10 protein-coding genes are annotated in these 14710 nt (G+C 65.9%); all 10 read left to right on the top strand.

The genetic code is table 11. The features are described from left to right. Positions 1-69: 69 nt before the first annotated feature. The 10 genes from LzC2_RS04450 (at position 70) to LzC2_RS22085 (ending at position 14651) form a co-directional block, all read left to right on the top strand. Positions 70-879, top strand: coding sequence for a cytochrome c3 family protein (locus LzC2_RS04450; protein ID WP_414636409.1), 810 nt, complete (start codon positions 70-72; stop codon positions 877-879). Between the two features lie 75 nt (positions 880-954). After that, on the top strand, positions 955-4251 hold the full coding sequence (locus LzC2_RS04445; RefSeq protein WP_171184188.1) for a TAT-variant-translocated molybdopterin oxidoreductase: 3297 nt from the start codon (positions 955-957) through the stop codon (positions 4249-4251). Positions 4252-4297: 46 nt separating this feature from the next. After that, positions 4298-5770 carry an NrfD/PsrC family molybdoenzyme membrane anchor subunit gene (gene nrfD, locus LzC2_RS04440; protein ID WP_171184186.1) on the top strand — a complete coding sequence of 491 codons (1473 nt, stop codon included), beginning with the start codon at positions 4298-4300 and terminating at the stop codon, positions 5768-5770. 9 nt (positions 5771-5779) lie between these two features. Next, positions 5780-7684, top strand: a complete 1905-nt coding sequence (locus LzC2_RS04435) for a quinol:electron acceptor oxidoreductase subunit ActD (RefSeq protein WP_171184184.1) — start codon at positions 5780-5782, stop codon at positions 7682-7684. 70 nt (positions 7685-7754) lie between these two features. After that, on the top strand, positions 7755-9023 hold the full coding sequence (locus LzC2_RS04430; protein WP_171184182.1) for a quinol:cytochrome C oxidoreductase: 1269 nt from the start codon (positions 7755-7757) through the stop codon (positions 9021-9023). Positions 9024-9154: 131 nt separating this feature from the next. Continuing rightward, on the top strand, positions 9155-9544 hold the full coding sequence (locus tag LzC2_RS04425) for a hypothetical protein (RefSeq protein WP_171184180.1): 390 nt from the start codon (positions 9155-9157) through the stop codon (positions 9542-9544). After that, on the top strand, positions 9541-10461 hold the full coding sequence (locus tag LzC2_RS04420) for an SCO family protein (RefSeq protein WP_171184178.1): 921 nt from the start codon (positions 9541-9543) through the stop codon (positions 10459-10461). Before LzC2_RS04425 ends, LzC2_RS04420 begins: the two co-directional genes overlap by 4 nt. 69 nt (positions 10462-10530) lie before the next feature. Then, positions 10531-11598: a cytochrome c oxidase subunit II gene (gene coxB, locus LzC2_RS22090; RefSeq protein ID WP_171184176.1), complete on the top strand. Its 1068-nt coding sequence runs from the start codon at positions 10531-10533 to the stop codon at positions 11596-11598. A gap of 53 nt (positions 11599-11651) precedes the next feature. Continuing rightward, positions 11652-13397, top strand: coding sequence for a cytochrome c oxidase subunit I (gene ctaD, locus LzC2_RS04410; protein WP_171184174.1), 1746 nt, complete (start codon positions 11652-11654; stop codon positions 13395-13397). Positions 13398-13502: 105 nt separating this feature from the next. Further along, positions 13503-14651 (top strand): cytochrome c oxidase subunit 3, encoded by a 1149-nt coding sequence (locus tag LzC2_RS22085; protein ID WP_246254746.1) that lies wholly within the window; start codon positions 13503-13505, stop codon positions 14649-14651. Positions 14652-14710 lie beyond the last annotated feature (59 nt).

Raw genomic sequence — 14710 nt, 5'->3', positions numbered from 1 at the left:
GGTCACCGGCTCGACCGGGGAACCGTCAGGGACGCCGCCGGCGTCCCTGACGGTTCCCCGGTCGAGCCGGTGACCATCACGGACGGCACCCCCGAGAGCGACGACGGACGGTTCTACTTCCCGGCGTGGACCAACGTCATCATCCTGCCCGGCCTGGCCGTGGCCGGACTGCTGGGCGCCTACGTCGCCGGGGTGATCTTCTACGGGGCGTCGCCGGAGACGCTGCTGACCGGCTACAAGCCGACGCAGCCGGTGCCGTTCTCGCACGCTCTGCACGCCGGTCAGCTGAAGTTGGACTGTCGGTACTGCCACACCGGCGTCTTCAAGGGCGCTCACAGTAACGTGCCGAGTACGAGCGTCTGTGCGAACTGCCACAACGCCACGAAGGAGAACGGCGTCACGCTCAAGGTTGCCGTGCATACGAACAGCCCGCGGTTGCAGCCGGTTCGCGAGAGCATCGCTGCCGACTCCGCGGTGCCGTGGGAGCGGATTCACGATCTGCCGGACTACGCCTATTTCAATCACAGCGCCCATGTGAATCGCGGCGTGAGCTGCGTGAGCTGTCACGGCCGGATCGATCGGATGGAGGTCGTCGAGCAGGTGCAGCCGCTGAACATGGCCTGGTGCGTCGAGTGCCACCGCAATCCGCAGGACGCGCTGCGTCCGCCGGAATTGGTGACGAACCTCGCCTGGGAATGGGACGAGGAAGGGTTGGGCAGCTATCGCACGCTGTTCGCCGGTCTGTACGACATGCCCGTGACCGATGCGGACGTCGCATCCCCCGAGGCGGTCGAAGCGTTCCGCACGAAGTGGGTCAAGAACTGGCAGGAAGACCGCGACGTGCATCCGAATACCGACTGCGCCACCTGTCACCGCTGATTCGTCGATCCGGCCCCTCGTTGCGGGCCGATGCTGCGACTCTCCGATCTCCGCTCACCGCCTGCTCCCGACAGTATGTCCCGCCCCCGTCCCGCCGCCGACTCGACGCTCGCCGCGGGTTCCGCACCCGCTGCGGGTAACGCCGGTCGCCGCTATTGGCGCAGCTTGGATGAGGTGCAGGGCACGCCGGAGTTCGAGTCGTTCCTGCATCGCGAGTTCCCGGAGCAGGCCGACGAGCCGGTCGGGTTCGATCGCCGTCGCTGGTTGCAGGTGATGGGCGCCTCGCTGGCGTTGGCCGGCGTGACGGGTTGTCGGTGGGAGGCGGAGCAGTTCATGCCGATGGCGACCGGCCGCAGCGCCGGGCGTTTGCCGGGCGTGCCGCAGCAGTTTGCGACCGCGTGGGAGCTGGACGGCGTCGGCCGCAGCTTGCTGGTCAGCTGTGTGGACGGGCGTCCGGTCAAGGTCGAGGGGAACCCGGACGACGCCGTCGGTCGCGGTTCGAGCAGCGCCTTCGATCAGGCGTTGATCCTCAGTATGTACGACCCGGATCGCCGGGGCAGCGTGATGAAGGGGGTCGGCGCGAAGGCGGCGCCCTCCACGCTCGATGCCGCGCTGGAGTCGCTGGCCGGCGTGCTGGGCGACGGGGCCGGGGCGACGGCTGTTCTGTGCGAGGCGACCGGCTCGCCGACGCTCAAGCGGCTCCGCGATCAGGTCACCGGCGCCGGGGCGACCTGGTGCGAATACTCGCCGCTCTCCGGCGACAGTTTGCTCGAAGGCACGCAGCAGGCGTTCGGCGAAGCATTGCGGCCCAGCGTCGATCTCGCCGCCGCGGACGTGATCGTCTGTCTCGACGCCGACCCGCTCGGCGACCATCCCGCCTCCGCCGTCAACAACCGGGCCTGGGCGGCGCGTCGTCGGCCGGAAGACGGCCCGATGAACCGGCTCTACGCGATCGAGAGCCAGTTCTCTGTGACCGGCGCCGCGGCCGACCACCGGTTCCCGCTCAAGAGCACGGCGATCCCCAAGTTCCTGTCCGACTTGGAGAAGGCGCGTGGCGGCGCCAAGGCGGCCGACGAGTTCATTGCGGCGCTCGCGGACGATCTCAACTCCGATAAAAAATGCGTCGTGCTTTGCGGCGCTCGCCAGCCGGCGGCGGTGCAGGCGGCGGTGCACAGGCTGAACGAAGAACTCGGCAATCATGGCGTGAGCTACTTCGCGGAGGCGGACGCCCCGGCGAATCCCGATTCGGTCGTCGGCATTCAGGTGCTCTGCGAACGGCTGCGGAGCGGCGAGTTCGAAACGCTGCTCGTGCTCGGCGGCAACCCCGCCTACGACGCTCCCGCCGACTGTCAGTTCGCGGAGGCCGTCGCGAAAGTGAAGCGGTCGGCTCGCCTGGGACTGTATCGCGACGAGACGAGTCTGTTGTGCGGCTGGCACATCCCGATGGCTCATCCGTTGGAGCAGTGGGGCGACGTTCGTCTGCTGGGCGGGACGTACGCCATTCAGCAGCCGCTCATTCAGCCGCTGTTCGACGGCGTGACGAGCGCGGAGTTCCTCGCTCGTCTGCTGGGCGAGTCCGCCGCGACCGGCTACGAATTGACCCGCGCCACCTTCGATTCGCTCGTCGGTTCCGGCACGAAGGGCTGGAAGACCGCGGTGCATCGCGGCTTCGTCGAAGACACCGCCGCGGAGCCGGTCGAGGCGTCGCTTAGCGGCGACGTTCCGGGTTTGCCCGACTCGGCGCCGGAGGGCTTCGAGCTGGTGCTCACCTCCTCCAGCAGCGTGCATGACGGGCGATTCGCCAACAACGGCTGGTTGCAGGAGGCGCCGGACTTCCTCACCAAGCTGGTCTGGGATAACGCGGCACTGATCTCTCCGAGGGATGCGGCCACGCTGGGCGTCGATCAGGGCGACGGCGTGACGATCACGACCCCGGACGGGGCGATCGATGTGCCGGCCTACATTCTCGCCGGGCAGGCGGATGGGTCGATCGGGTTGGCGCTCGGCTACGGCCGGACCGCTGCGGGGGTCGTCGGCGGCAACGTCGGGATCAAGGGCGGGGCGTTCATGGACTTCGACGAGGAGGACACGCTCTCCGACGGCGTCGGGTTTGACGCCTACCCGCTCTGGCGGACCGCGGAATCGGGCGCCACCTCGCAGGTCATCGCCGGCGTGAAGGTGTCGAAGGGTTCGGTCGACCACGAGTTGGTCACGACCCAGAACCATCACGCCATCGACGAAAACGGCATGGAGCACATGGTGAAGGCCGTGCCGATGCTGGTCCGCGAGGCGACCGAGCGTCAGTTCGGCGAGCATCCGACCTTCGCCGACGAGATGGTGCATCACCCGCCGCTGGAAAGCTTGTGGGAGAGCCGGAAGTACGAGGGCCGCAGCTGGGGCATGGCGATCGACCTGTCGCAGTGCACCGGCTGCAACGCCTGCACGGTGGCCTGTCAGGCGGAGAACAACGTTCCCGTCGTCGGCAAGGATCAGGTCAAGCGCGGCCGCGAGATGCACTGGCTGCGGATGGATCGGTACTTCACGCCGAACACCAAGCCCGGTCCGGACGAAGACTCCGACGACGAAGTCGGCTACGAGGTCACCGACGTCGCCGCCTGGGCGAACCCCGCGGTCGCCAGTCAGCCGCTGATGTGCGTGCATTGCGAGAACGCCCCCTGCGAGCAGGTCTGCCCCGTCGCCGCGACGGTGCACACCGCCGAGGGGCTGAACAGCATGGTCTACAACCGCTGCATCGGCACGCGGTATTGCTCCAACAACTGCCCGTACAAGGTGCGGCGGTTCAACTTCCTCAACTACAACAAGCGGTACGAGGGGGCGAATAAGGAGCTGACCGGGATGGTGTTGAACCCGGAAGTGTCCGTTCGCGTCCGCGGCGTGATGGAGAAGTGCACCTACTGCGTGCAGCGGATTCAGCACGCCACGATCCCCGTGGACAACAAGGGCGAGCAGCTGCAGGACGGGGCGATCCAGACCGCCTGCGAGCAGGTTTGCCCGACGAACGCCATCGTGTTCGGCGACCTGAACGACGCGAATAGCCGTGTCCGCGAAGGTCACGAGAACGGCCGGGCGTACAAGCTGCTCTCCGAGTACAACACCAAGCCTCGCACGGCGTATCTCGCCCGGATTCGCAACCCGCATCCGACCCTGGAGAAGGCCGAAGCTTACTACCGCGAGTTGCACCTTCACGGGCACCACGGCGACGAGCATGGCGGCGACGGGCACGGAGCTCACGGCACTGACGATCACGGCGCCGGCGATCACGATCATGAGGGCGACGAGACGCACGGCGACGATCACGCCTCGGTCGCTCCGTCCTTGAAGTCCTCGCTGCTGAAGATCGTCTCGGTCTAGTCACACGTTTTCCCCGCACTCTCAACTTCTCCCCTCCCTTCGCAGCATGGCCGCGGCCGACCCGACCGCCTTCCGCGACGACACCCCCTTCATCGGGCCGGCCCGCGCGCCGCTGGTGACGGGCGGGAAGTCCGTGCGGTGGATCACCGACCGCGTGACCGGTCTGGCGCTGCGCGATACGCCGTGGCAATGGACCGCGGCGTTCGCCGTCAGCTTGGCGCTGACCGTGATGCTGCTGGGGAACGTCGCCTACCTGATCTTCCGCGGCACCGGCGTGTGGGGGAACAACGTCCCCGTCGCGTGGGGTTGGCCGATCGTGAACTTCGTGTTCTGGGTCGGCATCGGGCACGCGGGCACGCTGATCTCCGCGATCCTGTTCCTGTTCCGGCAGAACTGGCGAACCGGCATCAACCGCTTCGCCGAGGCGATGACGATCTTCGCGGTCGTCTGCGCCGGCCTTTTCCCGGCGATCCACGTCGGGCGGATCTGGGTCGTCTACTGGCTCGCCCCGTATCCCAACCAGATGGCCATGTGGCCGCAGTTCCGCAGCCCGCTGCTGTGGGACGTGTTCGCGGTGAACACCTATTTCACGGTGTCGCTGCTGTTCTGGTACATGGGGATGATCCCCGACCTCGCCACGCTGCGAGATCGGGCGAAGAACAAAGTCGCCCAGTTCGCCTACGGCATCGGCGCCGTGGGTTGGACCGGCAGCAGCCGGGCTTGGTGGCGGTATGAGAAGGCCTACATGCTGCTCGCGGCCCTCGCGGCGCCGCTGGTGTTGTCGGTGCACACGATCGTGTCGTTCGACTTCGCGGTCAGTCAGCTGGCCGGTTGGCACACGACGATCTTCCCGCCGTACTTCGTCGCGGGCGCCGTGTTCAGCGGCTTCGGGATGGTGCTGACCCTCATCATCCCCGCCCGAGAGTGGTTCGGGCTGAAGGAGATCGTGACGCTCCGCCACCTGGAGAACATGTGCAAGGTCATCATCGTGACCGGCAACATGGTCGGCTACGCCTATGCGATGGAGTTCTTCGTCGCCTGGTACAGCGGCAACGCCTACGAGGCCTACGCCTTCGTCAACCGGGCGCTGGGGCCGTACTGGTGGAGCTACTGGATCATGGTCTCCTGCAACGTGATCACGCCGTTCCTCTTCTACAGCAAGAAGTTCCGCACGACGCCCTGGATCATTTTCGTGATCTCGATCTTCGTGAACATCGGGATGTGGTTCGAGCGGTTCGTGATCACGATCACGTCGCTGCATCGCAGCAACGTGCCGAGTTCCTGGCGTTACTTCAGCCCGACGCCGGTCGACTTCATGATGCTGATCGGCAGCTTCGGGCTGTTCTTCACCCTGTTCCTGCTGTTCTGCCGCTACCTGCCCATGGTGGCGATCGCGGAGGTGAAGAGCGTGATGCCGATGCCGGAACACGAGAACCTGAACGCGCCCGGCGCCCATACGGGCCAGGACTCGATCAATCCGCCGCAGACCGGCGACTTCCGCACTGAAGGGGCGTACTAGGAACCCGTCATGGTCTCTCGCGGAAACACCCCCATCGATACGCGGCCCAATACGCTCTCCGATCCGTTCACGGGTCAGGCGAAGGGGCCGGCGTATAAAGTCCTGTCGGACGTCAACAATCGGCTGGTCGCCCCGCCGGATCGCTCTCGCGCCCCGAAGCTGACGGGCGTGGTGGCGGAGTACGAGGACGTCGGCGAACTGCTCGCGGCCTGCGAGCGGGTTCGCGACGCCGGCATCACCAAATGGGACAGCTACACCCCGTACCCGGTGCACGGCATCGAGCGGGCGATGGGCATCAAGGCGACGATTCTGCCCTGGATCGTGCTGTGCGGCGGCCTCACCGGCTGCATGACCGGCCTGCTGATGCAGTGGTATCTCAACGGCAGCGAGGAAGTGGCCAACGAGGCCGGCATTCCGACCTTCCTGCAGGGCTACAACTTCCTCATCAGCGGCAAGCCGATCTGGAGCCTGCCGGCAAACATCCCGGTGGCGTTCGAACTGACGATTCTATTCAGCGCGTTCGGGGCGTTCTTCGGCATGCTGGTCCTGAACCGGCTGCCGAAGTTGTCGAACCCGCGTCTGCGGCTCTCGAACTTCCGTCGGGGCACCGACGACGGTTACCTGATCGGCCTGGACTCGAAGGATCCGAAGTTCGATCTCGAAGGCGCCGCCGAACTGCTTTCGCCGACGCGGCCGACGGCCGTTCGCGAGGTCTGGGACGTGGAGAGCCGCCGGGCGCCGGCGTGGATCCCCACGGCGGCCCTGATCCTGTTCGCCCTGCTGCTGATCCCGCCGGCGTTGATCGCCGAGCACCGCAACACGCCGTGGTCCACGCCGCGCATCCATCCCGTCGGGGATATGGACTGGCAGGCGAGCTTCAAACCGCAGCAGCGGAACCCGTTCTTCGCCGATCAACGGGCGATGCGTCCGCAGGTCGAAGGCACGATCGCCCGCGGCGAGCTCGATCTGGACGACGCCCTCTATCGCGGCCTGGAGCCCACGGATAACCCCGCCGCGGCCTCCGGCCCCGCCGCGGCGCTGCCGGACGGCGACGGCCAGCGCCTCGCCAGCGCGGCGCTGTTCGCCTTCGCCTCGCTGAACCAGGATCAGTCCGAGAGCGGAGCGAACACCACGGACGCACCGCAGGAGCAGACCGGCGGCGAAGCCCCGCCGGCGGGCGACGACGAAGAGGACATGTCCCTGTTCACCCGCGATCTGCCGATCGAGCCGACGCTGGAGAACGTCCAGCGGGGCCAGTTGGTGTTCAACATCTACTGTGCGGCCTGCCACGGCGTCGGCGGGTTCGGCGACGGCCTCGTTCACAAACGGGCGACGCAGATCAAGGCTCAGGCCTGGGTGCCCCCCTCGAACCTGCACACCGACGTCACCCGGAATCGGCCGAACGGTTATCTGTATGACGCGATCACCAACGGCGTCCGCAAGATGCCGGCGTACGGGTCGCAGATCGAACTGAAGGATCGCTGGAACGTCGTCCTCTACCTGCGGGCGTTGCAGAAGAGCCAGCACGCCAAGATCGGGGACGTTCCCGAAGCCGAGCGCGACCGGGTTCGCGAAGAGGCCCGTGCGGCGAAGGAAGCCGCTGAGCAGGCCGCCGCCGATGAGGCCGCCCGCGCCGCCGCGGCCGCTGGTGAGAGCGGGACCGTCGAAGCCGACGATGCGATCGTGCCCCGCGGCGAGACCGGCGACGCCCCGACGACCAGCAGCACGGCCGCCCCCTCGGATACGCCGAGCGGCGCCAAGCCGGACGTCGAAGGTCGCAACGAAGATCCCGACCCGGTCGCCGATCCGGCCCCCGCCGACGAGCCGGAAATGGAAAGTCCGGAATCGAACGACCCGGAAGCAGGCGAGCCGGAAACGGACGATCCGGCTGACGCCGACGCTGAGACTGCTTGAGTCCCGACCCTCGCCGCGAGTTCGCGGCGCCCCGACACCCCCGCATTTCCTGCTCGCTCCCGCGTCCCGCATGGCCCACCACGCCCCCGTCGTCGATCCCGCCGCGCTGCGGGAAGACATCGGCGATCTCGCCGGGAAGTTCCGTATTCCGTTGCTGTTGGTCGGCGTGGTCGGCTTGGTGGCGGCGGGGCTACTCGCGTCGCTGAGCGACGACGGCTGGGCGAAGCGGTTCCTGTTCGGCTACCTCTGGGCCTACTGGTTCTTCCTGACGATCAGCCTCGGCGGGCTGTTCTTCACGATGATCCAGCACGTCACCCGGGCCGGGTGGAGCGTCACGGTTCGCCGTTTGGCGGAGATGCTGGGGGCGAACCTGTGGGTCTTTGCCCCGCTGTCGCTGCCGTTGCTCGCCGGGGTGCTGTTCGACGGCGCCGGCGTGTGGGAATGGGCTGATCCTGTGCTGGTCGAGAGCGGCCCCACCGCGGATCTGCTCCAGCACAAGGAGCCGTACCTCAATAAGCCGTTCTTCCTGATTCGCTGCGCGATCTACTTCGCGGTGTGGAGCTTCTGGGGCTGGAAGCTGTACGCCCTGAGCCGCAAGCAGGACGAGACGGGGGATCCGGGTCTGACGCAGACGATGCACAACTGGAGCGTCGCCGGCCTCCCGCTGACGTTCCTGACGGTGACGTTCGCGGCGATCGACTTCCTGATGAGCCTCACGCCCACCTGGTACAGCACCATCTACGGGGTGGTCATCATCGCCGGCTGTGCGGTCAGCGTGCATGCCACGCTGGCGGTGATCGTGCTGCTGCTCCGCAAGCGGGGCACGTTGACGGAGGCCGTCACGGTCGAACACCAGCAGGATCTCGGCAAGCTGCTGTTCGGGTTCATCGTGTTCTGGGCCTACGTGAGCTTCAGTCAGTTCCTGCTGATCTGGTACGCGGACATCCCCGAAGAAACCGAGTACTACCTCGTGCGGTTCAGTCACGGCTGGACGTTCGTCATGGCGATGCTGCTGACCGGGCACTTCATCATCCCGTTCCTCGGCCTGCTGAGCCGGCACGTCAAACGGCGGGACAGCACGTTGATGTTCTGGTGCGTGTGGGTGCTGTTCATGCACGCTGTGGACCTCTATCTGTTCATCATGCCGCGGCTGACGCACGACGCCGTGCACGCGGGGATCGAGGACGTCGGCTTGCCGCTGAGCCTGGTGGACCTGGCCTGCTTCGTGGGGATCGGCGGTTTCGCCTGTGCCACGCTGCTGACGACCGCCGCCGGGGTGGCCCTCGTGCCGCACCGCGATCCGCGGCTCAAGGAAGCCCTCGCGTTCCACAACACCTGATCCCGCGTCCGAATCGTCCCCTGCGTCATCCGCGTCTGTCGCCCGGATCGGCGCAGGGCCGAACACTCCCCCGTTCCTTGCAAACCCCGACTTCGGGGTGAAACAGTCCGCCGACCGGCGGTTCATCGATCATGTCCGACACGACCGGCGAGAAGCAGGCCTACAACGACCTGAGCATGCGGACGATCTTTTTGATCGGCCTGCTCTCGGCGGTGGGACTGTTCGTGATCATCACCGGCGCCCGCACCCTGTTCTACAAGTGGCAGGCGGCGGAGTATCAGGAGAAGGTCATCAACGTCCCGCTCGCCAGCGTCGATGCGGAGTTGCAGGAGCAGCGGGCCGCGATCGAACGCTACAGCTGGAACGCCACCACGGACTCCGCCGCCATTCCGGTCGATAAGGCGATGGCCGAGACGGTCGAGGAACTCGCCGCGGAGCGTGCCGAGCAGTCGGAGTCGGACGCCGCAGATTCGGAATCGACAGACGCGGATTCGACCGACGAAGCCGGGAGCGAAGCGTGAACCGGTTCGCCTCGACTCTCGCCGTTGCGCTGTGCGGGCTGATCGCGACCGCGGTCGCTCCCGCGCAGGCCTTGCGGCCGGAACGGCCGGACCCGAACGTCGTGCCGTTTGAGGTGCGGGACGTCGGCGTCGACGAGAAGTTGGGCGATCAGGTGCCCGCGGACATCGCGTTCCGGGATCACGTCGGCAACATGGTCCGGCTGGGCGATTACTACGACGGCACCCGGCCGGTCATCCTCACGCTGAACTACTCGCGGTGCCCGAAGGTCTGCGACATCCAGTTGCGGAACCTCGCGACCACGCTGGGCGGGTTGGACGTGACCGCCGGCGAGGACTTTCGCGTCGTCACCGTCAGCATCGATCCGACGGAAGGCCCGGAGGTCGCGGAAGAACGCCGGCGGGGCTACGTCCGGCTGATGGGGAAGGGGAACTGGTCGTTTCTCACCGGTAATCCCGGCTCGATCAAACGGCTGGCTCGGGCCGTGGGCTTCAAGTACGTCTACGAACCCTCCAAGCAGGAATATCACCATTCCCCCGTCACGATTCTGCTGACGCCCACGGGCCGGGTGGGACGTTACCACCATCGGCTCGATTTCGAACCGGACACCCTGAAGCTGGGGTTGGTCGAAACGGGCGAGGGGACGCTCGGGACGACTTCGGATTACTTCCCGCTGATCTGTTACCGCTACGATCCGGAGCACGGCACCTACGTGACGCGCAAAGCGGAAATGCTGATGGCCGGCGCCGGGTTCCTGTTCGTGGTCGGGTTCGGATCGTGGTTGTCCCGCCAGTGGCAGCGGAGCCGTCGCTCGTCTGATCCGTCGTCCGCCGGACTTTCTGCGGGTCGTTCCGGCGCCGCCGTGCGTCGAGAGGACGCGCGGAACAAGGGCGCCGCGGGCGCTCCGGCCACCGTATAATTGTTCAGCGACCGCCCCGTCGCTCCTCCTCGTCGCTCTCCATCGTCGACTTCGTCCCGGACGCCTCTGATGCCGTTTATCCCGCCGCTCGCCGACTACGGCGACGGGCTGCTGTTCCGTACGCAGGCGTCCACATTCGCGGAGAACAGCGATTCGCTGTTCTGGATGATCACTTGGATCAGCGTCGTGTTCTTCATCATCGTCGTGGGGGCGATGGGCTGGTTCATGTGGAAGTACCGGCACCGCCCGGTGGAGACGTTCGCCCCGAAGACGCCGAGCCATAACCTGCCGCTGGAGCTGACCTGGACAGTCATCCCGACGCTGCTGGTGATCGTGATCTTCGGCTTCGGTTTTACCGGCTACCTCGATCAGCGGACGCCGCCGGCGGACGCTTACGAAGTCCGGGTGATCGCGAAGAAGTGGAACTTCACCTTCGTGTATCCCGACGCCGGCTTCACGGACTCCAAGTTGTATATCCCCGTCGGGCGCCCGGTCCGTTTGCGGATGGTCTCCAGCGACGTGCTGCACAGCTTCTGGGTGCCGGCCTTTCGCTCGAAGTGGGATATCGTCCCCGGCCGCGACAGCATCATCTGGTTCGAATGCACCGAGCCGGGCGAGTACCTCTACCAATGCACGGAATACTGCGGCAAAGATCACAGCAATATGATCAAAGAGGGCGGCGTGGTCGCTGTCCCGCTGGACGAATTCGAAGACAAACTGCGGGAGATTAAGACGGTCAAGATCCAGGAACTGGAAGACGACCCGCTGGGGGGCGGCGAGGCGCTCTTCAAGGACGCCGGTTGTGCGGCCTGTCACAGCGTCGACGGCGCGAAGAACGCCTGCCCGACGTGGGAGGGACTGTGGGGGACGACCAAGAAGTTCACGGACGGCACCTCCGCCATCGCGGACGATGCGTACATCCGGGAGTCGATCCTGCAGCCGGACGCGAAGATCGCGGAGGGATTCCGCAACAACATGCCCTCGTATAAGGGGCAGTTGGAAGAACTGCAGATCATGGCTCTGACGACCTACATTCGTTCGCTGTCCGAAGAGGGCCGGGCGGAGAATGTCGAACGCGACGTCCCGCCTGTCGGCGGCGAGCCGGAGGCCGAAGACGATTCCGGCGCTGATGGTTAACCCGCTGCACTCACCTTCGCACCGCACACCCACGCTCTTAACCGCCCCCCGTCATGGCCGTTGAAACCCCCACCGATTACGCCGCCGGCGAGGCGGCTCCCTCGCCGGAGCGGGCCGCCGTGCCCGCCGGCCCGCCGGGGTACGCGGAAGACAACTACCTCAACCACACCAAGGGGTTGATGAGTTGGTTGGTTACGCTCGATCACAAGCGGATCGGGATGATGTACCTGGTGGGCGTGATGAGCGCCTTCCTGCTGGGCGGCATCTTCGCCCTGCTGGTGCGGGCGGAGTTGTGGACGCCGGGCGAAACGATCGTCACCGCGGAGACTTATAATCGCTTCTTCACCCTGCACGGGGCGATTATGGTGTTTCTGTTTATCATCCCGTCGGTCCCGGCGGCGTTGGGGAACTTCGTTCTGCCGGTGATGCTGGGGGCGAAGGACGTCGCCTTCCCCCGGATGAACCTGGCGAGTTTTTATCTGTGGTGCGGCGGGGCGATCTTCTTTCTGATCACCCTCTTCCGCGGATCGCTGGATACGGGCTGGACGTTCTACGTTCCCTATTCGACGTCGACGGAGACGGCCGTCGTCACGGCGTTGACGGGGGTGTTCATCCTCGGGTTCAGCTCGATCTTCACCGGGCTGAACTTCATCGTGACGGTGCACACGATGCGGCCGCCGGGCATGGAATGGTTCAAGATGCCGCTGTTCCTGTGGGCGATCTACGCGACCAGCATCATCCAGGTGCTGGCGACGCCGGTGTTGGCGGTCACGCTGTTGCTGCTGGCGGTGGAGCGGACGACGGGCATCGGCGTGTTCGATCCGGCGTACGGCGGCGACCCGGTGTTGTTCCAGCACTTCTTCTGGTTCTACAGCCACCCCGCCGTCTACATCATGATTTTGCCGGGCTTCGGCATTATCAGCGAGTTGATCTCGACGTTCAGCCGCAAGCACATCTTCGGCTATCGGTTCATCGCCTATAGCTCGATCGCGATCGCGCTGTTCGGGTTCCTCGTGTGGGGCCATCACATGTTCACCTCCGGGATGAGTACGGTGGCCGCGTTCGTGTTCAGTCTGCTGACCTTCAGCGTGTCGATCCCCTCGGCGATCAAGGTCTTCAACTGGCTGGCCACGATGTACAAGGGAAATATCTGGCTGGCCACGCCGATGTGCTACGCCCTGAGCTTCATCTTCCTGTTCACGATCGGCGGGCTGACGGGCCTGCACCTCGGGGCGCTGGCGACGGACATTCACCTGCACGACAGCTACTTCGTCGTCTCGCACTTCCACTACGTCATGGTGGGCGGGTCGCTGGTGGCGTTCCTCGGCGGGCTGTTCTACTGGTGGCCGAAGATGACCGGGAAGATGTACAACGATTTCTGGGGCAAGATCAGCGCCTTGATCGTGTTCCTGGCCTTCAACCTGACCTTCTTCCCGCAGTTCATTCTCGGGACGAAGGGCATGCCCCGGCGCTATTACAACTACGTGCCGGAGTTCCAGTTCTGGCATCAGGTCAGCACCGTGGGCGCCTTTATGCTGGGCGGGGGATTGCTGGTCGCCGCGGTGGTGCTCGTTCACAGCCTCCTGCGGGGCAAGAAGGCGCCGGCGAATCCCTGGGGGGCCGCGACGCTGGAATGGCAATGTTCCTCGCCCCCGCCGCATAACAACTTCGACCATCCGCCGACCGTGGGCGACCCGTACGCACTCAACCGCGTGGTGTACGATCCGGACACCCGCAGCTATCGGCAGATCGACGAGTTTTCCAACGGCGGTACGCCGCAGCAGACCGCGAAGGTGTGAGTCTGTGACGATTCTTAAAGCCCTCGCCGCAGGTGCGGCGGGGTGACGCCCTTTCCGGCCCGGTCGCGGCTTCCGCGACCGGGCCGGTTCTCTATGATCCGACCCATGAGCGCCGCCGCCCCCGCCCCGCCGACCGGCGAGTCCGGTTTGGACCCCGATCGTTCGCACCACTCCGAGCACGGGGATGCCGACGGGCACGGAGAACATGCGCACGTTCATGATCCGCATTCGCCCCACGGGCACGCGCACCATTTCGAGAGCTGGCGGCAGCAGTTCGACGCCGGCAAGCTCGGCATGTGGCTGTTTCTCGCGCAGGAAGTGCTGTTCTTCAGCGGCCTGTTCTGCCTGTACGCCGTTTATCGGTCGCTGCACCCGGAGGTTTGGGAGTACGCGGACCGCTTCCTGAGCGTGCCGCACGGCGCCTTCAACACCGCCGTCCTGCTGTTCAGCAGCCTGACGATGGCCTGGGGCGTGCGTTGCGCGATGTTGGGCCAGCGGATCGGCCTGACGGGTTGCATCGCCGCGACGCTGTTCTGCGCGGCGTTGTTCCTCGGCGTGAAGAGCTTTGAGTACACGGAGAAGGCTCACCTGCACATCCTGTGGGCTGGGGCCACGGAGGAGCCGGTCATGGGCGGCACCCGCTACGACACGCCGCTGGTGGACGTGACCGATCAGGTCGCGGAAGCGGAAGCGTCGTCCCTCACCTTTGCCGAACGGGAGTCCGCCGCGCTCGAGGCGACGGACGTCACCTTGGGCAAGATCAGCGTCGGCTGTGCGATCGTCGCCCTCGTGCTGATGGTCGGGGCGGGACTGTGTTGGAAGCTGAAGGCGAACGGCTGGATGGTGGGTCTGGCCGCGGGGGTGTTGTGTGCGATCGGCATGCTGGTCGGGGCGGAGGGTTCAATGCTCCTTGCCCACGAGATGCACGGCGACCACGCCGGGGGGGAACATCACGATGGCGAGGCCCACGACGGCCACGTGGAGACCGCCCATGAAATGCTCGAGGCGGAGTCCGACGTGGAGATCCCGCCGGACGGCATCGGGCAGTTCTTCAGCATCTATTACGTGATGACCGGCCTGCACGCGGTGCACATCCTCGCCGGGATGGTCGTGCTGACGTGGCTGATGATTCGCGCGTATCGCGGCGACTTCACCCCGGACTATTTCGGCCCGGTCGACTTCGTCGGCCTGTATTGGCACCTCGTCGACCTGGTGTGGATCTACCTGTTCCCGCTCCTGTACCTGATCGGCTGATCGGCGGCCCCTTTTTTCCGCCCGCGTTCGTTTCGCCCGCCCGTACTCCGCGTCTCTCC

It is taken from the genome of Alienimonas chondri, from assembly GCF_013036045.1.
Taxonomy (GTDB): domain Bacteria; phylum Planctomycetota; class Planctomycetia; order Planctomycetales; family Planctomycetaceae; genus Alienimonas; species Alienimonas chondri.
The sequence above is the reverse complement of the archived record's forward strand: the minus strand, read 5'-3'. Positions and strand labels throughout refer to the sequence as shown.